This is a genomic window from Microvirga sesbaniae, assembly GCF_025460805.1.
Classification (GTDB): Bacteria; Pseudomonadota; Alphaproteobacteria; order Rhizobiales; family Beijerinckiaceae; genus Microvirga; species Microvirga sesbaniae.
The window spans coordinates 1-21,454 of sequence record NZ_JAMXFJ010000057.1; the positions used below are offsets into that span (position 1 = coordinate 1).

Consider the following 21,454-nt stretch of genomic DNA (forward strand, 5'->3'; position numbering starts at 1 on the left):
TGATCTTCTGGGCGTGGGCCTCCGAGAGGGACCCGCCGAACACCGTGAAGTCCTTGGCGAAGACGAAGACGGTACGCCCGTTGACGGTGCCCCAGCCGGTCACGACGCCGTCGCCGGGGATCTTCACCTTCTCCATGCCGAAATCGGTGGAGCGATGCTCGACGAACATGTCGAACTCCTCGAAGGAGCCCTTGTCGAGCAGCAGCTCGATGCGCTCGCGGGCGGTCAGCTTGCCTCGGCCGTGCTGCGCCTCGATGCGCTTTTCGCCGCCGCCCAGGCGTGCCTGCGCGCGCCGCTCCTCAAGCCGTTCAATAACTTCCAGCATGCACTACTGCTCTAATTTGGCCTATCGCGGAGCGATGAGCGAAAACTTACGATTGTTAAGATCTCGTTTGATCTGATCGATCTTGCCGAAACAAGTTTTTTCGTGCGAAGTAGTGAAGTTGCAAACTTGGCGTTTTAACATGAAGCGAAAAATTTTTGCCGGTCGTGCCATTCGCGAACTACGCGAAGTGAAAGGTCTCACCCAGTCAGACCTCGCTAAGAGGATTGGTGTGTCCCCGAGCTACATGAGCCAGATTGAGGCTAATCAACGTAGTCTCTCCGGGACGGTGATAGTCGAGCTCGCACGCGTTCTTCGTGTCGATGTTGCAGCTTTCTCGAACGATGATGGTGTTCGGTTGGCAGCAACTCTGAGGGAGGTGCTAGGCGACCCTGCGCTCGGCAGCCTCGATATAACTCTGCAGGAACTCAAGAATGCCTCTCTTCATGCCCCAAAGCTGGCGCGAGCGCTAATCGATCTTCACAGGCTCTATCGTAGGGCGGAGGAGAAATATCGCTCATTGGACGACGCGCTTCGAGCGAGTGAGGGAAATGCTGGTAGCCACCAATCAGCTTTCGAGGAGGTTCGAGATTTCTTCCATTTCATCGGGAACTATGTCGACTCCCTCGACCGTTCTGCGGAAGCGTTGGCTGCACGAATTGCCAATAGCTCAGGGGATGCGCTTAGTCGCCTGGCGCATTACCTGGAAGCAAACTACGGCATATTGGTATCCCGGCATTTCCCCGCGGACGGTCGCCCTTTTGTCAGCACGTTAGATCGGTCTCGCGGCACACTCTTGCTGAACGACACTCTCCCGTCGCCGACGCTGGCTTTTGCTGTCGCGCGTCACTTGGCGACACTCTCATTTTCCGACGAGATCAATGTCATCGTTGACGCTGCCTCCTTCGGCGGAAGCGATGCGGGTGCTGTCTGTGTGGCTACCTTGGCGAACTACTTTGCGGGCGCCCTGCTCATGCCTTACCGGCAGTTTGCGGAAGAAGCCCGCAGAATGCGGCATGACGTCGAGCGACTCGCGGCGCAGTTCGGGGTCAGCATTGAGCAGGTCTGCCATCGCCTCTCGACCCTTCAGCGCCCCGGCAATGAGGGAGTCCCGATGTACTTCCTGCGTGTCGATCGCGCAGGCAACATCACAAAGCGCCATAGCGCTACGCGACTTCAATTCGCGCGCTATGGGGGCGCGTGTCCCATTTGGAATATCCATGAGGCTTTTGAAACGCCCGAACGCTTTCTCGTCCAGGTTGCCGAGATGCCTGATGGTGATCAGTATCTGTCGATCGCCCATGCTGTCACAAAGGGTGGAGGACGCTTCGATTCGGCGCGTCTCCGATACGCAATCGGATTCGGTTGCGAGCTGGCGTATGCAGATGAGTTCGTCTACTCAGACATCATTGACACTCGAAAGCCCTCTCCCGTTGTAAAAATTGGCGTCAGTTGTCGTCTATGCGACCGGGCCGACTGCCATCAGCGGTCGATGCCTCCCTTTGATCGGAGAGTCACTATAGACCCCGACTTGCGAAATATTGTGCCTTACCAACTGGGACAAAGGTGAGCGTCGGCATTGGCCGCAACGCGAGAATTCTGGCTCCGTTGCATTAACCTTGGCGGGGTTGGAAAAGGGCGACTACCTGAGGAGCTGTCTTGCTGTCTCTGTTCAAGCGCCATCGCTTCCCGGTTGAGATCATCATGCTGTGCGTGCGCTGGTACTGCAAGTATGGGATCAGCTATCGCGATCTCGCCGAGATGATGTCCGAGCGCGGTGTCGCCGTTGATCCATCTACGATCTTCCGTTGGGTTCAGCGCTATGCGCCGGAGATCGAGAAGCGAATTCGGCTCTACCAAGGGCCCCGCTCAGGCTCCTGGAGAGTGGACGAGACCTATGTGCGGGTTGGCGGACGCTGGAAGTACCTGTTTCGAGCTCAACGACCGTGGTCAACCCTCAGTCGCTGTTCGAGATGCGCCGAGTAACTTGAGATTAAGTAACAGAACGAGAAATAGATAATCCCTGCGAACGCAAAGCCTGTATACAGGGCGGAAGGTCCTGCCCAATTAGGATCCGCGAAAGCTGCGCGCAGCCCGCCAAGCAGATCGAAGATCGCTACAATTGAGACGAGTGTTGTATCCTTCACCAACCCAATGAATGAGTTGACGATGCCAGGGATGACTAACCGTAATGCTTGCGGCAGCACGATCAGCCCTATCGATTTGCTGTAGTTTAACCCTAGTGCTGCTGCGGCCTCGTGCTGGCCACTCGGTATAGCTTGGAGGCCACCTCGGATGGTCTCAGCCATATAAGCTCCTGAGAACAGCGAGATGCCTACGAGAACGCGCACCATCGCGTCTGGCGAATTTTCCAGGAACAGCGGCAGCATATAGGTTGCAAAGAATAGAACCGTGATAAGCGGTACACCTCGGACCACCTCGATGAATATGACTGCAGTTGTCCGAATAATTGAAGCCTCAGACCGTCGGGCCAGTGCCAGAACGATGCCGATCGGTAAAGACGCGACAATGCCAGTTGTTGCCACGACCAGCGTAACAAACAGCCCCCCCCATTCCGATGTGGGCACAACCGGTAAGGCAGGCTTGTCAATAGCCCCACTACTGACAGCAGCAGCCAGAATCCAACCGGCGCCGGCGGCGCCCAAGCCGAACAACGCCCACTTATGACGAGCAGCAGCTCCTCTCTGAACCAAAGCTTCCAGCGCTGCCGCCAGACATCCCAAGGTGAGAGTAGTCTCAACAACGGGAACGGTTGACGCATTGGCGAAGTGGGGGACGAGAATGCCCGTGATGATTGCAATCACTAAGATTGAGTAACCGACAGCCTGTTTAGCTCGTGCTTGCTCATTGAGGACCATGAGATGGATTGCAAGCATCACCACCGAGGCCGCCAGAAGCATGACAGACGCAACCTTCAGCCAAGGCGTTATGATCGGGCCGCCATAAAGAAAACTGAACGCAAAGACTGGGAGCACACCAAAAAATGCAACCGCGTTGTGCAGCTTATAGGGAACCCGTGGCACCAGTAGCGGGATCAGCAACACGACTGCGAATACAAGTACGAGATTAACACGCCAACGCTCATCGGCGGGATAAAACCCGTAGGTCAGCTGACCGAGTTTGGCCCAAATAAAAGGCCAGCATGCGCCCACCTCATACGACAGGCCTGTGCATGCAGATTTGTCAGTTCCGATCCAGACGGCCCTGACAATTGCAAAATCGATTATGGTGCTCAGGAGCATGTAGACGACATACGTGCCGACGAGCGTAGCAATCGCCTGCTGAGGGCTTGAGAAGACCTCTCGACGCAGCCAACGACCAGGGCCGATATCCATCGGAGGTGCGGGCATGGAGGGGTGAGGATTGCTCTGTATGAATGACGTTGTCATAGCCTCACCTCGCCACCAACGCGATGCGTGCGTTGTACCAATTCATAAACAAGGATGTGATTATGGATATTGTCAGATAAGTGACCATCCACATTCCGATGACCTCAATACCTTGACCTGTATTATTGAGGATAGTTCCTCCTACCGAAACAAGATCTGGATATCCGATGCTAACACCCAACGATGAGTTCTTTACAATATTGAGATACATGCTGGTGAGCATAGGTACAATTATTCGCATGGCTTGGGGGATGGTGATTAGCCGAAGGATAGTGCCAGGCTTGAGTCCAAGAGACCGACCGGCCTCCGTTTGACCCTTCCCAACACCTTGAATGCCCGCTCGAACAATTTCACCAATGTTGGCAGCACTGTAGACAGTAAGAGCGATCACAAAAGCAGCAAATTCGGGCATCATCGTAACACCCCCGGCTAGGTTGAAGCGACCTTGCTTGGCAGGTTCAAGCTGCACCGGCTCGCCTGCAAAAACATAGCATGCGCCGAGTATGAGGAGCGCGCCGATCGAAAGGGCGATCGAAGCTTTCTTGGAAAGGCCCGTTCCCGTCTGGTCGCGGCGGGCTTTTGACCACCGCACTGCGAAGGCGCCTGCAGCTATCAAAGCGAGAGCCGCAATACCCACAACAGCAGCGCCAGGCTGTATCACTGGCTGCGGCAAGGTAACGCCCCGCTGGCTAACGAAGACCGTCCCTAGGATCGACAGAGCCGAACGTGGCGACGGCATCGCGGAAAGGACGGCTAAATACCAGAACAGAATCTGGAAAAGCAGCGGCAGATTGCGGACTACTTCGACATACCACCTGGCAAGTTGCGAGATTACAAAGTTCGGCGCCAGTCGGCCTATGCCAACGGCGAAACCAAGGATCGTTGCCAGAATTATCGAGACCGCCGAGACGAACAGGGTGTTCAATAAGCCAACAACGTATGCCCGCCCATAGGTCATGGTCTCCGCCCAGGGAATGAGGGTTTGTGAGATCCCAAAGCCTGCCACCTGATCGAGAAAGCCGAAGCCACTAGCGATGCGCTGATTGGCAAGGTTGGTCGCCGCGTTCTGTACTGCACTATACGCTGCGAACGCCAGCAGCGCAGTCAGAAGGGCTTGCAAGAGAAAGCGACGGACTTTTGGATCGTTGATAAGTGCAGTCCGGGGCGCGTTTCGCCCCTCGCGTGGTGCAACACGATGCATGTTCGGATCTTCCGGATTGCCAGGGAACTAGTCGGCCGAACACATAAGTCCGACCGACCAGGGGTCATCCGCCGGGAAGGCGGGAAGAGGCCATCAGCAATTACCTGATCGGAGGCGCGTATTGCAGTCCGCCCTTTTTCCAAAGCGCATTTGCCACACGCTCGATCTTTAATGGCGAATCTTTGCCAACGTTTTGATCATAGACTTCGCCATAGTTCCCGACATGGCGCAGGATCTTATCAGCCCAATCCTTCGTGAGACCAAGACCCTCACCCAAGTTCCCTTCCGCTCCTAGAAGGCGCCGAATCTCCGGATTAGTCGATGAGCGCATTTCAACGACATTCGCTTTGGTCACGCCGAGTTCTTCCGCATTGACCATTGCGAAGTGCGTCCACTTCACAATGTTTAGCCATTGATCGTCGCCCTGACGAACCGCCGGCCCGAGGGGCTCCTTCGAAATCAGCTCGGGTAGCACAATGTGGTCGTCTGGCTTTTGTAGTTGGGCGCGCCGAGAATAGTTTGCAGACGAATCCGCGATCAGAGCGTCACAGCGACCTGTCTCATAGGCCTTTGCTGTTTCATCTATAGTGACGAAAACAACTGGCTCGAACGCCATGCCATTGGCGCGGAAATAGTCTGCGACGTTCAGTTCCATCGTCGTTCCGGATGTTACGCAGATGGAAGCTCCAGACAAATCCTTTGCACTCTTAACGTTCAGAGATTTCTTCGTCATGAAGCTGTTTCCGTCGTAGAAGTTCACAACGGCGAAATTCATGCCTAGCGATGCTTCGCGCTGCATAGTCCAGCTCGTGTTCCTCGACAGAAGATCGACAGCACCGGACTGTAAGGCGGTGAAGCGGTCCTTGGCCGACAAGGGCGAGAACTGAACCTTGTTTGGATCATCGAAAATTGCTGCCGCCAACGCTCGGCAGAGGTCGACGTCGATTCCCGACCATTTCCCCGCACTGTCCGGGATGGAGAACCCTGCAATGCCCTGAGACACTCCACAGACAATGGCCCCACGAGACTTGATCCGGTCCATGGTAGGCCCGGCGATCGCGCTTGAGACCGAAACTGCGGAAAGCATGATCGCAGCGGCGGCGACTTCGAGTTTGCGGATTGTCCTGTTCATTTTTCCTCCTTTGGGCCACATGTTGCCCGTCTGCAGTTTGCCGTTAGGCGTCCGACTCTGAAAGGAGATCATGGCTTGGTTTTTTCTTTTACATTTTTTTGCATTCGAAGATTAGTTTGCGGACATCAACTGTTGCTCTCTGGATCGTGCTCGCTGCTTCTGGTCGGCGCAGGCGTCTAATCAAGCAGCATCAAGAGCCTGGGCGAGGTCGCCCCAAATGTCCGCTTCGTCCTCGAGGCCGATTGAGAGCCGGATAAGATCCTCTCCGACGCCCTCGATAGGCTTCGCTTCCGGCCGAACCGTTTGGCGAGCTCGTAGAATGCTCGCAGGGTGATTGATTAGCGTCTCCACATCACCGAGGCTCACACCGCGATTAGCAAGCTTCAACCGATCCAGCACCCGGCGAGCTCCTTCGAATCCTTTCTTGAGCCCGAATGCTAACATTCCAGATCCGCCGGACATCTGCTTCTTAGCAATCTGGTACCCGACGGTGCCTTCCAGGAATGGATAGTTCACCCAAGCCACTGCCCGGTGTTCGGCGAGCTTGCGGGCAATGGTCAGAGCGGACTGGCTGTGACGCTCCATCCGTAGCGGCAATGTCTTCAGTCCGCGAAGGATGAGCGCTGCAGCCATCGGCGAGAGCGTAGCTCCCGTCAAATAGCGAAGGCCATGGCTGTGCAGATGCGAAATCGTCTCCTGATCACTCAGCAACACACCGCCCAGGACATCCCCGTGTCCATTAATATACTTGGTAAGAGAGTGCAGCACGATGTGAGCTCCGTGCTCTAGCGGACGCTGCAAGGCGGGGGATGCAAAGGTGCTATCCACCACGACTTTTGCACCCACCTTAGATGCCCCTGCCGCAATCGCAGCAATGTCCAAAATTTCCGATAGCGGATTCACCGGTGTTTCGAAATAGACCAGCTTTGTCTTTTCGGTAAGCGCAGCGTCGAGACTAGCGGGATTGGTCAGGTCGACTGGAACCACCTTGATGCCAAAGCGCGGTATGCCGTCACGAGTTAAGGCAGCCGTATTGGAGTACAAGGTACGATGAACAATGATCTCATCATCCTGCGACAGAAGCCCAAGCATGAGGGTTCCCGCTGCCGCCATACCCGTCGATAGTGCCAGAGCGGCTTCCGCGCCTTCCAAGTTAGCCAGTCGAGCCTCGAGGATTTCGGTGGTCGGATTGTGCTCGCGAGCGTAGAGTTTGCCGCCGAGGGACGCAGCAGCATCCATGGCTTCCATGCTCTCAAACCCATAGGTAGACGTGAAGAAGACCGGGGGTGCCACAGCGCCCTCGAAGCGCGACGGGTCGTAACCATGGTGAATAGCTCGGGTCGCGAACCCGCCTACATGCCCATTTAACCCATCACTCTGCTTCGAACCTGACATGACATTTCTCCAGTATGATGAGCAGTTTGCAGCGGCTCAGAGGTCCAGCACGATCTGGCCCTTCGCCCTTGAGACACAAGGTATGAATCGCTTGGTACGAGCTTCGGGACTGAGCACAGCATCCCGGTGAATCGGCTCCCCGCTGAGGATGCCACATTCACAGCTCCCGCAGACGCCGTTTTCGCACGATGAAAAGAGCAAGACGCCAGCAGTGCGAAGGATACTCAGTGCCGATGCATCCGCTGGCACTTCAAACTCTCGGCCACTAGATCGCAACCGAACCGAGAATGCCTCAGGGACAAAGTCTCTATCGGTCTCGGGCTGAAAAGCTTCGAAATGGACATTCTGAGTAGGCCAATGAGCGGATTCGGCCCTGATCCACGCCATAAAGCCGGGCGGACCACAGTAATACAGGTGCGTTCCTTCCTCGACGACTTTAAGAAGCTCCGTCATGTCAACCGAAGTGCTGGGCTCGTCGTCGAAATGGAAAACAACACTGCCGGCGGGGAGTTCAGCCTCAAGTTCTCTTGCCATAGGTGCAAGAGATCGACTGCGCGAAAAATAATGCAGCGTGAAAGCTTTGCCCTGGGCCTTTAGAGCGTGGGCCATGGCGATCATCGGAGTGACCCCGATACCACCGGCAATCAACAGGTGCTTTGCTCCGTCTGGACTAAGCCTGAAATGATTCCGCGGGGCGGAGACCGGGACCTCGTCACCAACACGCAAATTGTCATGCAGCCAGGCTGAGCCCCCCCGGCCCTTCGCCTCTAGCTTCACGCCGACGATGTACCGAGACAAATCAGCCGGGTCTCCCATTAGAGAGTATTGGCGGATTTTCCCAGTAGGTAGGTGGACGTCTACGTGAGCCCCGGCTTCGAAAGGCGGCAATTCAGGTCGCTTGGGATGACGAAACTCGATGACGCTAACATCTCCAAGCTCCGATCGGAGCGAGGCGACCTTCATCTTCATAATTAGACGGGGCGAGGCCATACGATCAATCCTCAAGCGGAAGGATTCGATCGCCTGGACGAATGATGCCCCCACTCTCGATCGAGCAGTTCAATCCGGAACGATTCAAAAGGCCCTCAAACAAGCGCGGCATTCCCAGCAACTCCTCTATATATTTGCAGGGGAAGTTGAGCCTTGCACCGCGCAATATAGTTTCGCCGACCCGGAAACGCTTTCCGATGAGATGATTCACCGGAACACCACGTGTCGTAAGGTTTCGGCGGTGATCTGCCGGCGACAGGTTCAACTTGATTCCGGGTATTTTGGGCTCCCCGAGAGCCAACTGTTCAAGGACCTCAGCTTCGATCAGCGTGATGTCGCGGACATCCGGCTTGGGAGAATAGGTTCCCGTTCCCAGGAAGTAGCGGTCGCCCTCGATGCCCTTTCCCGCCACAAGGCGCGCTTCTGTCAGTTCCTCCATTTCGTAGGAGGCTGACGGAGCGATGTGGATATGCAGAAGCTCCCCGGACCAAACTTGCACCATGATTCCCTGCACCTGAATGCCCATTGGACAACTTGTTGCCCAAATGGGTAGCAGACTTTTGGAATTGCTGCAATAACGAGTCGAACAGCCGAGCTCTTTCGCTCCACCGGCATCAGGGGCCTAGCCGCCGACGAAGTGGCGACTTAGTGATAGAAATTGGCAGAAGACTTGGATTTGGAGCAAAAATTGCCAAGAGCAAAATCGATCAAGGACCTTGCCCTTACTCCAGTGGACGACGCCGCGCGGGCGTTTGGCCTGCAAATGTCTGCGATAAGGCGTTCCCGCAAAATGACGTTGGATCAGCTGTCAAGCATCACAGGATTGAATAAAGGATACCTATCCCGCGTCGAACGCGCCGAGAAGATGCCCTCCATCGCAACCGCCTTGAAGCTGTCCCAGGCATTTTCTGTTCCTGTTTCTGCCCTCTTCGGGGAAGCAGTCGATGATTCGCTGATTCATATTGTCAGAGCCGCAGAACGGCCCGCAGTCCGGCAAAACTCGGACGAGGCGCATTTCGAGCCTCTAAGCCAAGCTGCCGGTGGACTCGAGGCCTTCCTGTTGTTTCCTGGACAAGTCTATGGCCCAGATGGCCGCGTGGATCACGGCGGAACTGAGATAATATTTGTCGTTTCAGGGCAAATCGAAGTGCAATTCGCGGATCGCACAGTGATCCTGAACTCTGGTGATTTCCTGCAGTTCCCCGGGCACATCGCGCACCAAGTTAGGGCACCGAACGGCGACGGCAGCGCACTTATCGCGGTGTCGCGAGAGAAAAGCTGAGGGCGAACATACCCTCCTCGGCTCATCGCTCGAAGATGCCAGTCTTCAAGTTCAGGTTGACTTCTATTGACTACGATGCTGTTCTAGGCAACCTGTTGCCTAAATAACGACGACCGCCAAGTCGACAACATCGTAGGGATGGATCCGTGATAGCATTGCAGAGCAACCGGCCTATCAGAGCGACCAAGCCGACCTCGCTGAAGACGGCAACGGCGGTGGAGATGGTTGGCGTCCACAAGTGGTATGGCGCATTCCACGTGTTGCGAGACATTAACCTGAATGTGCGCCGGGGTGAGCGAATCGTGATCTGCGGTCCCTCGGGCTCCGGCAAGTCCACGATGATCCGCTGCATCAACCGTCTGGAGGAACACCAGAAGGGCCGCATCATCGTCGACGGCACGGAGCTCACCAACGACCTAAAGAAGATCGACGAGATCCGCCAGGATGTCGGCATGGTGTTCCAGCACTTCAACCTCTTCCCGCATCTCACGATTCTCGAAAACTGCACGCTGGCTCCAATCTGGGTGAAGAAGATGCCCAAGAAGGAGGCGGAAGAGATCGCCATGCACTACCTGAAGCGGGTCAAGATCCCAGAGCAGGCAAACAAGTACCCCGGCCAGCTCTCCGGCGGCCAGCAGCAGCGCGTGGCGATCGCCCGCTCCCTGTGCATGAGCCCCAAGATCATGCTCTTCGACGAGCCGACCTCGGCACTCGATCCCGAGATGGTCAAGGAGGTGCTCGACACCATGGTGGGACTTGCCGACGAGGGCATGACCATGCTCTGCGTCACCCACGAGATGGGCTTCGCCCGCCAGGTGGCCGACCGGGTGATCTTCATGGATTACGGACAGATCGTCGAGATGAACACACCCGACGAGTTCTTCAGAAATCCGCAGCACGAGCGCACCAGGCTCTTCCTGTCCCAGATCTTGCATTGAGCGACGCCGTTCACGTTCAGCTACTTAGCCTGATCATTTTGGACGGCGCCCTGAGCGCTATCCGATTGAAGATATTCGCCGGTACTTCATGGAGAAAACCATGGCTACAAAACAGATCGATTATTACTTTTGGGTTTTGTCTGACTGGGCCTATTTCGGCGGTCCGCGGCTCGCGGCGATGGCAAGGCGGCATGATGTGGCCATCAATTACTTTCCGGTCAAGATGCCTTATGTATATGCGAAGACAGGCGGAATTCTGCTCGGCGATCGTTCAAAACAACGCCAGGATTATCGGCTGGCTGAGCTCCGCCGCTGGCAACGCAAGCTCGGCATGCCGATCAACGTCCCCCCAAAGCATGGGACTACGAATGAGGACCTCGCTTCATGTCTTATCATCGCTGCGAAGCGGGACGGGCAGGATGTCGAACAGGTCAGCCACGATATTTTAAAAGCGGTGTGGGTCGAGGAGGTCGATGTCTCCCAAGCGGAGGCCTTGCTTGAGATCGGCAAACGCAGCCTGAAGAATGTCGATGATTTGCTTAAACGGGCAGCGTCGCAGGAGATCCAAAGAGAGTTCTGGCGCTATTCAGACGAGGCGATTGAACGAGGAGTTTTTGGCTCGCCCTTCTACCTCTTTGAGGGTGACATCTTTTGGGGACAGGATCGCCTCGAATTTCTTGAAGAGGCAGTCATTGCCTCGCGCATGAAATCCTTATCCTTCTGATCCCCTGAAACGAGTCTTCGGGCTTTTTCCCAGGCAACAGTGAATCGCGTAAGAAGTGCATGGCACAACGCCTTCTCGAGCTGGAGCCGCGCTTCTGGAAATGCAGAGCCGCTTCGAAGCTCAAGCTTTCAGCGTCGTGAGGCGCGGCCTTCCGGGCGTCTCGCGACAAGGTGGCACATGAGTGTAGATGCGTCTCTACGATACCCAACGGTCGGGCAACGTCTGGAAGGTGCGCCTTCTAGCAAGCTTTGTTGGGATACCGCTCGAACGAAGAACCTTTTCTATCGTCCAGGGGATTAGCGATCGCCAGGTTTCGCGTCGGTCAGCCGCTTCCGGCAGGTGCCAGTTCCCCAGTGTGCAGACGGCCGAACCATCACCGAACCCGGAGCGATCCTGCATTACCCGTGGTCGGCACGTCATGGTGGTCTGAGGACCGCTTCGAGCAGGCGGACGTGCTATCATGGATTTCGTTTCAACAATCGTCCCTCATGCTCCCGCTGGCACAGTTGCGACTTCATCGTGCTCTTCATCCGCACAGGTTCGTCGATCCGCAGATGGTAAAGGGCTGGGAGCAGCAAGCCGGCCAAGCGCTTGGCTGTCTCAATGACCGTCTGAGCGAATTGAGCGACAGCGATTGGCTCGCTACTGCAGGACATCCCAGCGTCGCCGACGTAGTCGTCTATCCTTACACCCGTCTGGCCAGAATCGGAGGGATTGACCTTGAGGTGATGCCAGCTGTTGGGAAGTGGCTTCAGCGCTTCGAGAGTCTTCCAAACTACAGCCCATTAATCTCGGGACATCCAGAGCTAAACGAATCTACGGTTGAGATGCTCTGAGATCGGCAGTTGGCGCATTCTTGCTTCCGCAAGGCGCCGCCTGGACTTTGACTTGATCCCGGGCAGTACGATGCGGCGACTTCCTTCTGCGGAAGTCGCCCTTTAGGTCGATTGGCTTGAACTCGTGCTGTGGCACCTGGCAAAGGTCGAGATGATGCGCGATACAGAAGAGGCGGCACGAGCAGAGGACTCGTCCAAGCTTGGCTCCCCTCCTGCAGAGAGGGGTATCGGCCCTGAGATTGCCACGGTCCTCACCAAGGAGGTGTTCTACCGATGTTATGCGTGTCGGCGCCTTGTGCCGCCTATGCCAGTCTGATCCACAGTCCGCTTGCGGGCGACTGCCGGTCGCGCGAGCCGGGCATCACCAAGGACGCCAGCGCCCGCGCTCGCGAGGCGCTGATCGAACTTGCCCGGCTTAATCTGTGCATTCAGCCTGACAGTGTGCTGGCGGTCTGGTTCCTCAGCCGTGTCGGTTCGGCTCCGGCCGGGTCAGACGCAATGAGATTGTGGCATTGGCCCGCAAGCTGCTGACCCTGCTGTGGCGCTATGTCGAAACAGGCGCCCTTCCAGCCGATGTTGCCGTGAAGCCCTGAACCTCAATGCGCGCTGGAGCGGGAGCGCGAGACGTCGAACGGGAGTGCGACCGCGTTTGTCCCTTAGCTGAAACTATCACGCAGAAATGAATGGCCGCGCTCACCTTAGATCCTGCTCCGCCACATGAGACAATGGTCTGGGCTATGGCCCAACCGGATATACAGTGATGCCGACGAGCGGTTCTCAGAAACACCATTGGGCTCAATCTTGGACGTCGTAGCGACACCAGCGAACAGCACTTGACTGACATGTGGGCCCATATAAGAAGGCACAGTGCCTCTTTAGCGCGACTTTGCAGTGCCTCTTTACTTCTTTTGCGGCTTAGGTGGGGGGAGATCGGTACAAACGCCAGACGCCACCTCAGCAGCCATCCCGATCGTTTCCGTGAAGGTTGGATGGGGATGGATTGTCTTACCGATATCCTGGGCATCAGCACCCATTTCGATGGCAAGGCAGACTTCACCGATCAGGTCCCCTGCTCCGGCACCCACGACGCCACCACCAACAATCCGACCTGTCTCCCTCGAGAACAGGAGTTTCGTCATGCCGTAATCAACGCCGTTCGCGATCGCCCTGCCGGAAGCAGCCCAAGGGAAGCGCCCCACTTCGACTGTGGTCCCTGAGGCCTTGGCTGCATCCTCTGTCATTCCAACCCAGGCGATCTCCGGGTCGAGATAGGCCACCGACGGGCAAACAAGAGCATCGAAGCCCGCCTTATTGCCAGCGATTACTTCCGCCACGACATGCCCCTGGTGTACCGCCTTGTGCGCTAGCATCGGCTGATCGACGATATCGCCAATTGCGAAGACACGTTCATTCGATGTGCGCATCTGTTTGTCGACGCAAATGAAGCCGCCTTCACATTCGAGGCCGGCTGCAGCCGGGTTCAGGCTTTCTGCATTGGGCCGCCGCCCAGCGGCCTGGAGGATAAGATCGTAGTTCTTCGGTTCGTGTTGGGCTCCTGCGAACGTTGCAAGCAGCCCGCCCTCGGTGGCGGTCACAGATTCCAGTCGCGTCGAAAGCATCAGCCGATCAAAGCGGTGAGTGTTACGCTTCTGCCAGATTGCCACTAGGTCGCGATCAGCCCCAGCGAGCAATCCGTCGAATTGCTCGACAACATCGATTCGGGCTCCAAGCGCACTGTAGACGGTCGCCATTTCCATTCCGATGATGCCGCCTCCGATTACCAACATCCGCTTGGGGATGAAGGGGAGCTCTAGCGCTCCCGTGGAATCCACGATACGCGGATCCTTGGGCAGGAAAGGTAGGTGGATCGGCGAGGATCCGGCGGCCACGATGCATTTCGCAAAAGCGATTTCCCGCTTCGCGCCCCGAGCCTCCTCGACCGTCAGGCTGTCAGGTCCTGCAAAGCTGGCCGTACCGGTGAGCACCTCGACTTTGCGCATCCTCGCCATTTGGCCAAGACCGTCGGTCAGCCGCTTCACGGCGTGATCTTTCGACGCTCTGAGCTTCTCCAGGTCAATGTTGGGGGCCGCGAAGGTGATTCCGTGGGAAGCCATGCGACCTGCTTCCTCGACAACGGCAGCGGTGTGCAGTAACGCCTTGGAAGGGATGCAGCCGACATTCAGACAGACGCCACCCAGAACGCTCTGCTTCTCTACGAGAAGGACGCGCAATCCCAAGTCAGCGGAACGGAACGCCGCCGAGTAGCCGCCAGGACCCGCGCCAATCACCACGAGGTCGTATCGCTCGGTGACCAGCCCGCCAGCGGGCTTTGCGCACGCGGACTCGTGCTGCGACACCTTGGGCTCGGGTCCTGCCGCTCCACCGGCCTCCTCAACAATAGCCAATAACGAGGATGTGCTGATGCGATCGCCGAGCTGCACCTCCAAGGACAGCAAACGCCCAGCAACAGGCGATGGAATTTCTATGGTCGCTTTGTCGCTTTCAATAGCGACCAGGGGCTGATCGACTGAAACCGTGTCACCCGCCTTAACCAAGAGTTCAGCGACCAACACGTCTTTATAGTCGCCCAAATCGGGCACATGAATTTTCGTTGCCATCGCAGATACCTCAAAGCAGGGCGCGACGGAAGTCGCCCAACAGTGCCGCGACGTGGCCGAGGAAGCGTGCAGCGGCGACCCCGTCGACCACCCGGTGATCCCACGACAGGCTAATGGGAGTGATCAGACGCGGCTCGAACGCCGTGCCGTTCCAAACTGCCTGCGTCTGAGAGCGAGCGGCCCCGAGGATCGCAACCTCAGGAGCATTAATGATCGGCGTAAACCCAGCGCCACCAATACCTCCAAGCGAGGAGACAGAGAAGCAGCCCCCTTCCATATCGGCAGGGGCCAGCTTGCCTTGGCGGGCCTTTTCGGAAAGTGCTGCCATTTCGCTCCCGATTTCGATCAAACCCTTTCGGTCGCAGTCGCGGATCACCGGAACCATCAGCCCCTTTGGCGTGTCGACCGCGAAACCGACATGCACATAGCGTTTCATCACTAAGCTCGTCCCGTCGAGCGAGCTGTTGAAGCGCGGATACTGCCGCAGGGCAAGCGCTGACGCCTTGATAAGGAAGGCCACCATCGTGAGCTTCACCGGCGGATCCCTCCGCTCATTGTTGACCGCCGTCCGCAACGCTTCGAGCTCAGTCACATCCGCATTGTCGAAATTGGTCACATGGGGGATATGCAGCCAATTGCGGTGCAGGTTTGCACCCGAGATTTGCTGGATGCGGGACAGCGGCTCGCGCTCGATCTCTCCGAATTTCGAGAAGTCGAACGTCGGCATGGGCGGCAGCGGGGCGCCCGAAATGGATTCCGCATTTCCGGAAATCGACCCAGACAGGCGGCTCTTGACGAACGCCTGGACGTCTTCCCGCAGAATGCGTCCCTTCCGGCCTGTGGCGGAGACCTTCGAAAGATCGACACCAAGCTCGCGCGCATAGCCGCGAACTGATGGCGTTGCGTGGATCGACTGCAATCCGGCCGGCACGGGAGCTGCGGAAGCGGCGGCCGCAGGTTCCACCTTAGGCGCTGTAGTGACCGGCGCTTGCCGCTCGGCTTCGGCCTTCGACGCGGGGAGCGTGGGTGCGGTGTCGGTGGCGGACGCCTGCGTTGCCGGAGCGTCAGCATCGTCTATTTCAAGGATTGCTACAGCATCGCTCGTGGAGACCTTCGAGCCAAGCCCGACGAGAAATTCCACAATCCGACCGGCCGATGGAGCAGGAACCTCAAGGGTCGCCTTGTCGGATTCCAGCGTAATAATGGGCTGATCGGCCTTCACAGCCTCTCCTGGCTTAACCAGGATCTCAACGACGGGGACATCCTTGTAATCGCCGATATCCGGTAGCTCAATTATTTTTCTGGCAGCCATGGCCGCGCCTTCCTCTATCGACTTTGCTGACTCAGCGCGACCAAGGCGCAGCTTCGTTGACGGTCAGGTCATACTTTGAAACGGCCTGACCGACTGATTCTGAGGCAATTGCACCTTCCGCGGCTAGGCTCGATAGGGCTGCCAACACAACATAATAGCGATCAACTTCGAAGAAGCTGCGCAGCGCCTTACGATTATCGCTGCGGCCGAATCCGTCCGTGCCGAGCGTGATGAACCGCGCACCAACATAAGATGCGATCAATTGGGGATAGGCTCGGACATAGTCGGTGGCTGCGATAATCGGAGCAGAGCCCTCCAAAAGTCTGGTGACGTGGCTTTTGCCGTAACCGGCTCCTCGGAAGATCTGCTGGCGCTCCAGTTCGCGCGCTTCGCGTGCAAGCTCGCTGAAGCTGGTAACGCTGAAGATGTCGGCCTCAACGTTCCAGTCGCTCTTCAGTAGTTCCGCGGCGGCAACGACCTCCGGCAGGATCGCACCTGATCCTAGTAGACGAACGGCAGCCGGAGCATCTAAGGGGCCCGAAAGCTTGTACATGCCGCGTATGATGTCGCCTTCGATACCAACAGGAATCGAAGGCTGCGCATAGGCCTCGTTCATTGCAGTGACGTAGAAGAACTCGTCGGCGCCCTCCTCCATCATCCGCCGGGAGCCATGGTCGATGATGACGGCCATCTCGTAGGCATACGCCGGATCGTATGCGCGGCAAGTCGGGATGGTCGACGCCACCAGGTGGCTGCTGCCATCCTGGTGCTGGAGACCCTCGCCGCCCAGCGTCGTCCGACCAGCTGTAGCTCCGATCAGGAATCCGCGCGCCCTCTGGTCGGCAGCGGCCCAAATCAGGTCACCAATCCGCTGAAACCCGAACATCGAATAATAGATGTAAAAAGGCAGCATGGGCTCGCCATGCACGCTGTACGAGGTCGCTGCGGCCACCCAGGAGGAGATCGCTCCCGCCTCCGTGATGCCCTCCTCAAGTAGTTGGCCGTCCTTCGACTCCTTATAATACAACATTGTCCCGGCGTCTTCGGGCTCGTAGAGCTGACCGAGCGGCGAATAGATACCGACCTGTCGGAACAGGTTGTCCATTCCGAACGTCCTGGCCTCATCGGCAACGATTGGCACAATGCGCGGGCCCAACTCCTTGTCTTTGAGGAGCATGCTGAACAGGCGCACCGCGGCGACGGTCGTCGACATCTCCTTACCACCAGCCCTGAGGGCAAACTCGGCATAGCTCTCGATCTCCGGCACCGGGTAAGGCTTCGCAGCCGTTCTGCGAACCGGAAGGTATCCGCCCAGTGCCTCACGCCTGGATTTCAAGTACGAAATCTCAGCCGACTCGTCGGCGGGCTTGAGGAATTCGAGGTTTTCGACGTCGGCATTCGAAAGCGGCAGAGAAAATTTGTCGCGGAATGCCAGGAGCGCGTCGACATCAAGCTTCTTGGCCTGGTGTGCCGTCATCTTCGACTCGCCAGCGCGGCCCATACCGTAGCCCTTTTTGGTCTTGGCTAGGATGACGGTCGGGCGCCCCTTGCAATCTTTCGCCTTCTGGAAAGCGGCAAAGAGCTTTCGGAAATCGTGCCCGCCGCGCTTCAGTTGATCGATATCCTGATCGGACATGTGTGCGACAAGCTGCTTAACCTCGGGATCGGCATCGAAGAAATGCGCGATGTTGTAGGCGCCATCTTTTGCGCCGAGCGTTTGGTATTGCCCGTCGACCGTCTCAGCAAAGCGCTTCAACAAGCTGTGGTTGGTATCGCGGACGAAGATCGCATCCCACTCCGAGCCCCACAGGACCTTTACGACGTTCCAGCCGGCACCCTTGAAGATGGATTCTAACTCCTGGACGATCTGACCGTTACCTCGCACCGGGCCGTCGAGCCGTTGCAGGTTGCAGTTAATGATGAAGGTCACGTTGTCGAGATTCTCGCGGGCGGCGAGAGACAAGGCCGCGACCGACTCCGGCTCATCCATCTCGCCATCGCCAAACACACCCCAAACATGCCGCTCGTTAGTATCGAGCACACCCCGATCACGGAGATAGCGCATGAAGCGAGCCTGATAGATCGCGCTGATAGGGCCGATGCCCATCGAACCTGTGGGGAACTGCCAGAAGTCCGGCATCAGCCAGGGATGGGGATATGAGCATAACCCTGGCCCGGTGATTTCCTGGCGATAATAGGCGAGGTTCTCGGAGGAAAGCCGCCCTTCCAGGAAAGCCCGCGCATAGACACCGGGCGCCGAGTGCGGCTGGAAGAAGACGAGGTCACCCTTGCCCTGCTCTCCGCCGCCACGGAAGAAATGGTTAAAGCCAATCTCGAAGATCTCCGCGGCTGACGCGTAGCTGGCGACGTGCCCACCGAGATCGCCATAAGCCCGGTTCGCTCTGACCACCATGGCGAGCGCATTCCAGCGGATGATCGAGGTGATCCGCTCTTCCATGACAAGATCGCCAGGGAAAGGTGGCTGTTTGTCGAGCGAGATTGTATTGCGATAGGGCGAGTAAGGAAGAGTGTCGGAAAGGACGCCTAGCTCGCGCGCCCGGCGGTCTAGCGAAGTCAGAACAAATTTGACGCGATCTGCTCCATCGCGCCGCGTCATCGCCTCCAGAGATTCCAGCCAATCAGCTGTTTCGTTCGGGTCGATATCGCGCGAACCGTCGAAACTATCCCGCTTGATACTTTCAGACATTCTAATACTCCTAGTACGCAAGAGGCTAACAGGGCCTGGCCAGAATGTCCTGCTGAACATACCAACTTGAATCATTGTGTCAGCATGATATGCTTCGTTCTCGTGTTTTGGAGATATAAAATGCTGCGAAACTCCATTGACCGAGCCGATCGACGAATCCTGACGGAGCTGCAGTTGGCGGGTAGGATTTCAAATGTGGAGTTGGCGAGCAGAGTTGGGTTGTCACCATCTCCATGCCTTGCCCGCGTGAAGCAACTCGAAGAGAAAGGCATTGTCAGTCAGTATGTAGCCCTTCTAGATCCAGAAAACATCGGGAGCACCATTAGTGTATTTATTCAAATATCTCTAAAGAGTCAGAATGAAAAAAACTTAGAGAATTTCGAGAAGGTAGTAATAGGTCTGCCTGAGGTGATGGAGTGCTACCTAATGTCCGGCGATGCTGATTATTTACTTCGGGTTGTAGTTACTGACACTGTCGCTTTGCGGAATTTTGTTTTAGATAAGCTAACGAAAATTGAGGAGGTATCTAGCATTAGATCCAGCTTCGCATTGAAGCAGGTCAAATACAAAACGGCGCTTCCGATCGATCAGCTTTGGCCTGATCATTAGGTCGTATCTGAAGTATTTTGGAGGACACGATGATGAAGTATCCAGATCTTGAGATCGACCTCCTCAGCACGTTCGCGGCTGTTGCGGATCGCCGAGGTTTCACGGCACTGTTGTAGTAACTTGAAAGGGCATAACGAACCCCGTCAAACAGGCCGCTCAGGCAGCAAGACCGAAGAGGCGTATTTCGCCTGTCGCTCGACGTCCCCGCTTGTTGTAATGACCGCGGCGGATCATGCGCATGATTTCAAAGCGCATTAGAGTTGCGGCGGCGGTTTTCATGGTCCGGAAGCCGCGTGTCGGCCGGATGACGCGCTTGAGCGCGCCGTGATCCGCCTCAAGGACGTTATTATCGGGCATGAATAGGCGCGACACCTCCATTCAGGTTTCTGAAGGCTGACGGATCAGGTATCCTCGGCGTACCGGGATAGGGGTGTCGGGAGCACGGAAGGTGGGCAGGCCGAATGTATTTGTGAGCTGAGAGCTCGTGTTATTAATCTAGCCGCCCCTTCGACTGGCCCGGGTGCGCTGCGAGCGCGGATCCGTAGTTGTCGTGTGGCCCACTGGCTCCCGAAGTTGCTTAAGCCACAGGAGCCGGAAATGAGGATCATTGCTCTCGATGTCCATCGTTCCTTTGCCCAGATGGCAATCCTGGAGAAGGGAGTTATCCGGGATGCCGGCAAGATCGAGCTCGAACGCAGCCGCCTGCTGCACTTTGCCAAGACCCTGAGGCCCAATGATGAGGTCGTCCTAGAGGCGACCGGCAACACCAGCGCCATCGTGCGCCTGCTGTCGCCGTTCGTGGCACGCGTGGTGATTGCCAATCCCAACCTGGTGCGGGTGATCGCCTGGGCTAAGGTCAAGACCAACAAGATTGACGCGCGCGTGCTGGCGAAGCTCCATGCCAGCGGGTTCCTACCCGAGGTCTGGATGCCGGACGAGGAGACCGAGGCCCGCCGCTGTGTCACGGCCGAACGCACCCAGCTGGTCGCGCAGATGACCCGCCTCAAGAACCGGATCCACTCGGTTCTGCACGCTCACCTGATCCCACCCTATCAAGGCAGCCTGTTCTCGAAACGCGGAAGGGCCTGGTTGGAGGCCCTTCCGCTCGCCGAGGATCAGCGCCGAGTGATCCTGCGCCATGCCGGTGAGTTGGATCGGCTTGGGGCCGAGCTCGCGGAGCTGGACAAGAGCCTCGCCCAAAAGGCGCTCGATGATCCGCAGGTCAGACGGCTGATGACGATCACGGGGGTGAATGCCACGGTGGCCATGAGCGTCCTGGCAGCGATCGGCGACATCACACGCTTCTCCTCGCCGCAAAAGCTGGTGAGCTACTTCGGCCTCAATCCGAAGGTGCGGCAATCAGGCGATAAGCCCGCCTACCATGGGCGCATCAGCAAACAGGGACGGGCCCACGCCCGCTCGATGCTGGTCGAGGCAGCCTGGGTGATCTCCGGCGTACCAGGCCCCCTGCGGGCCTTCTTCATCCGCATCAGGAACAAGCGCGGCAAGTCGGTGGCGGCCGTAGCAACGGCACGCAAGCTGGCGGTGATCGTCTGGCACATGCTGAGCAAAGATGAAGACTACACCTGGAGCCGGCCGGCGCTGCTGCAGTGGAAACTGCGCTACTTGGAACTGGCAGCGGGATATCCATCGCACCGGGGTGGCCGGCAAAAAGGACCGGCGGCCGCGTATGGCAACAAGGCTGTGCGTGAGGCAGAGCGGGAGATGGTCGGCCAGGCCGAGGAAGCTTACCGGCGGTTTGTGGCCAGTTGGAAACAACGATCACCGACGGGGTGCTCGGGGGCCGCCAATGAGGTGCGACAATCCTAAGCTGCACGGCAGGGTTGCAACTGATCTTCCCCCGCTTGCGCGGACACTGGGTTAGCTCAATTTCCGCTCGGCCTGTTCGGGTGTGAGATACCCGAGCGCCAAGTGGATGCGCTGCCGATTGTAGTAGCTCTCGATATAGCCGAACAGG

At 57.3% G+C, this 21,454-nt stretch carries 18 protein-coding genes and 2 pseudogenes; 8 read left to right on the forward strand and 12 right to left on the reverse strand.

The window, feature by feature from the left end:
• A partial coding sequence (locus OCW50_RS30640) for a carboxyl transferase domain-containing protein (RefSeq protein WP_315974503.1) occupies window positions 1-325 on the reverse strand: 325 nt, incomplete at its 3' end.
• 139 nt (window positions 326-464) lie between these two features.
• Here OCW50_RS30640 and OCW50_RS30645 point away from each other — a divergent pair.
• Window positions 465-1,892, forward strand: a complete 1,428-nt coding sequence (locus tag OCW50_RS30645; protein WP_210805509.1) for a helix-turn-helix domain-containing protein — start codon at window positions 465-467, stop codon at window positions 1,890-1,892.
• 92 nt (window positions 1,893-1,984) lie between these two features.
• Window positions 1,985-2,260: pseudogene (locus OCW50_RS30650) on the forward strand (IS6 family transposase); the annotation flags it as partial.
• Here OCW50_RS30650 and OCW50_RS30655 read toward each other — a convergent pair.
• The 6 genes from OCW50_RS30655 to OCW50_RS30680 form a co-directional block, all read right to left on the reverse strand.
• Entirely contained in the window at window positions 2,260-3,732 is a 1,473-nt protein-coding gene (locus OCW50_RS30655) for an amino acid ABC transporter permease (protein WP_210805505.1), read from the reverse strand. The pseudogene OCW50_RS30650 and the gene OCW50_RS30655 overlap by 1 nt on opposite strands.
• Before the next feature lie 4 nt (window positions 3,733-3,736).
• Window positions 3,737-4,933, reverse strand: a complete 1,197-nt coding sequence (locus tag OCW50_RS30660) for an amino acid ABC transporter permease (RefSeq protein WP_210805503.1) — start codon at window positions 4,931-4,933, stop codon at window positions 3,737-3,739.
• A 100-nt stretch (window positions 4,934-5,033) separates the two neighbouring features.
• A complete protein-coding gene (locus tag OCW50_RS30665) occupies window positions 5,034-6,065 on the reverse strand; it encodes an amino acid ABC transporter substrate-binding protein (RefSeq protein WP_114948172.1) in 1,032 nt (343 codons plus the stop codon).
• A 180-nt stretch (window positions 6,066-6,245) separates the two neighbouring features.
• Window positions 6,246-7,460 carry a trans-sulfuration enzyme family protein gene (locus OCW50_RS30670; protein ID WP_114948173.1) on the reverse strand — a complete coding sequence of 405 codons (1,215 nt, stop codon included), beginning with the start codon at window positions 7,458-7,460 and terminating at the stop codon, window positions 6,246-6,248.
• Between the two features lie 36 nt (window positions 7,461-7,496).
• Window positions 7,497-8,450, reverse strand: coding sequence for a PDR/VanB family oxidoreductase (locus tag OCW50_RS30675; RefSeq protein ID WP_210805499.1), 954 nt, complete (start codon window positions 8,448-8,450; stop codon window positions 7,497-7,499).
• A 4-nt stretch (window positions 8,451-8,454) separates the two neighbouring features.
• Window positions 8,455-8,976 (reverse strand): MOSC domain-containing protein, encoded by a 522-nt coding sequence (locus tag OCW50_RS30680; RefSeq protein WP_245435683.1) that lies wholly within the window; start codon window positions 8,974-8,976, stop codon window positions 8,455-8,457.
• A 132-nt stretch (window positions 8,977-9,108) separates the two neighbouring features.
• On the opposite strand from OCW50_RS30680, the gene OCW50_RS30685 reads away from it, so the two are divergent.
• The 4 genes from OCW50_RS30685 to OCW50_RS30700 all read left to right on the forward strand — a co-directional run bounded on the left by OCW50_RS30685 (window position 9,109) and on the right by OCW50_RS30700 (window position 12,230).
• Window positions 9,109-9,732 (forward strand): helix-turn-helix domain-containing protein, encoded by a 624-nt coding sequence (locus OCW50_RS30685; RefSeq protein ID WP_114948175.1) that lies wholly within the window; start codon window positions 9,109-9,111, stop codon window positions 9,730-9,732.
• A gap of 221 nt (window positions 9,733-9,953) precedes the next feature.
• Complete coding sequence (locus tag OCW50_RS30690) at window positions 9,954-10,670, forward strand: amino acid ABC transporter ATP-binding protein (protein WP_262266290.1); 717 nt, start codon at window positions 9,954-9,956, stop codon at window positions 10,668-10,670.
• 100 nt (window positions 10,671-10,770) lie between these two features.
• Window positions 10,771-11,394, forward strand: coding sequence for a 2-hydroxychromene-2-carboxylate isomerase (locus tag OCW50_RS30695; protein ID WP_210805564.1), 624 nt, complete (start codon window positions 10,771-10,773; stop codon window positions 11,392-11,394).
• Window positions 11,395-11,798: 404 nt separating this feature from the next.
• Window positions 11,799-12,230 (forward strand): glutathione S-transferase family protein, encoded by a 432-nt coding sequence (locus OCW50_RS30700; protein ID WP_210805562.1) that lies wholly within the window; start codon window positions 11,799-11,801, stop codon window positions 12,228-12,230.
• Between the two features lie 899 nt (window positions 12,231-13,129).
• Here OCW50_RS30700 and lpdA read toward each other — a convergent pair.
• The 3 genes from lpdA to mdeB are packed head-to-tail and all read right to left on the reverse strand — an operon-like array spanning window position 13,130 to window position 18,867.
• Entirely contained in the window at window positions 13,130-14,848 is a 1,719-nt protein-coding gene (gene lpdA, locus OCW50_RS30705) for a dihydrolipoyl dehydrogenase (RefSeq protein ID WP_210805560.1), read from the reverse strand.
• A 10-nt stretch (window positions 14,849-14,858) separates the two neighbouring features.
• Window positions 14,859-16,160, reverse strand: coding sequence for a dihydrolipoyllysine-residue acetyltransferase (gene aceF, locus OCW50_RS30710; protein ID WP_210805558.1), 1,302 nt, complete (start codon window positions 16,158-16,160; stop codon window positions 14,859-14,861).
• A gap of 31 nt (window positions 16,161-16,191) precedes the next feature.
• Entirely contained in the window at window positions 16,192-18,867 is a 2,676-nt protein-coding gene (gene mdeB / locus OCW50_RS30715; RefSeq protein WP_210805556.1) for an alpha-ketoglutarate dehydrogenase, read from the reverse strand.
• Window positions 18,868-18,987: 120 nt separating this feature from the next.
• Between mdeB and OCW50_RS30720 the strand changes: the two genes are divergently transcribed.
• Entirely contained in the window at window positions 18,988-19,476 is a 489-nt protein-coding gene (locus OCW50_RS30720) for an Lrp/AsnC family transcriptional regulator (protein ID WP_210805554.1), read from the forward strand.
• Between the two features lie 156 nt (window positions 19,477-19,632).
• Here OCW50_RS30720 and OCW50_RS30725 read toward each other — a convergent pair.
• A pseudogene (locus OCW50_RS30725) lies at window positions 19,633-19,824 on the reverse strand (DDE-type integrase/transposase/recombinase); the annotation flags it as partial.
• Window positions 19,825-20,073: 249 nt separating this feature from the next.
• On the opposite strand from OCW50_RS30725, the gene OCW50_RS30730 reads away from it, so the two are divergent.
• Window positions 20,074-21,306, forward strand: coding sequence for an IS110 family RNA-guided transposase (locus tag OCW50_RS30730; RefSeq protein WP_210805550.1), 1,233 nt, complete (start codon window positions 20,074-20,076; stop codon window positions 21,304-21,306).
• A gap of 51 nt (window positions 21,307-21,357) precedes the next feature.
• Here OCW50_RS30730 and OCW50_RS33575 read toward each other — a convergent pair.
• Window positions 21,358-21,454, reverse strand: a 97-nt coding sequence (locus tag OCW50_RS33575) for an IS3 family transposase (protein ID WP_373371188.1), incomplete at its 5' end; no start/stop codon positions are given.

What these genes read in the sequence shown, in the direction of transcription:
- OCW50_RS30645 (WP_210805509.1), top strand. Translation starts at nt 465, where the DNA reads ATGAAGCGAAAAATTTTTGCCGGTCGTGCCATTCGCGAACTACGCGAA.
- aceF (WP_210805558.1), bottom strand. Translation starts at nt 16,160, where the DNA reads ATGGCTGCCAGAAAAATAATTGAGCTACCGGATATCGGCGATTACAAG.
- OCW50_RS30695 (WP_210805564.1), top strand. Translation starts at nt 10,771, where the DNA reads ATGGCTACAAAACAGATCGATTATTACTTTTGGGTTTTGTCTGACTGG.
- OCW50_RS30660 (WP_210805503.1), bottom strand. Translation starts at nt 4,933, where the DNA reads ATGCATCGTGTTGCACCACGCGAGGGGCGAAACGCGCCCCGGACTGCA.
- lpdA (WP_210805560.1), bottom strand. Translation starts at nt 14,848, where the DNA reads ATGGCAACGAAAATTCATGTGCCCGATTTGGGCGACTATAAAGACGTG.
- OCW50_RS30670 (WP_114948173.1), bottom strand. Translation starts at nt 7,460, where the DNA reads ATGTCAGGTTCGAAGCAGAGTGATGGGTTAAATGGGCATGTAGGCGGG.
- OCW50_RS30690 (WP_262266290.1), top strand. Translation starts at nt 9,954, where the DNA reads ATGGTTGGCGTCCACAAGTGGTATGGCGCATTCCACGTGTTGCGAGAC.
- OCW50_RS30675 (WP_210805499.1), bottom strand. Translation starts at nt 8,450, where the DNA reads ATGGCCTCGCCCCGTCTAATTATGAAGATGAAGGTCGCCTCGCTCCGA.
- mdeB (WP_210805556.1), bottom strand. Translation starts at nt 18,867, where the DNA reads ATGTCTGAAAGTATCAAGCGGGATAGTTTCGACGGTTCGCGCGATATC.
- OCW50_RS30720 (WP_210805554.1), top strand. Translation starts at nt 18,988, where the DNA reads ATGCTGCGAAACTCCATTGACCGAGCCGATCGACGAATCCTGACGGAG.
- OCW50_RS30665 (WP_114948172.1), bottom strand. Translation starts at nt 6,065, where the DNA reads ATGAACAGGACAATCCGCAAACTCGAAGTCGCCGCCGCTGCGATCATG.
- OCW50_RS30655 (WP_210805505.1), bottom strand. Translation starts at nt 3,732, where the DNA reads ATGACAACGTCATTCATACAGAGCAATCCTCACCCCTCCATGCCCGCA.
- OCW50_RS30730 (WP_210805550.1), top strand. Translation starts at nt 20,074, where the DNA reads ATGAGGATCATTGCTCTCGATGTCCATCGTTCCTTTGCCCAGATGGCA.
- OCW50_RS30680 (WP_245435683.1), bottom strand. Translation starts at nt 8,976, where the DNA reads ATGGGCATTCAGGTGCAGGGAATCATGGTGCAAGTTTGGTCCGGGGAG.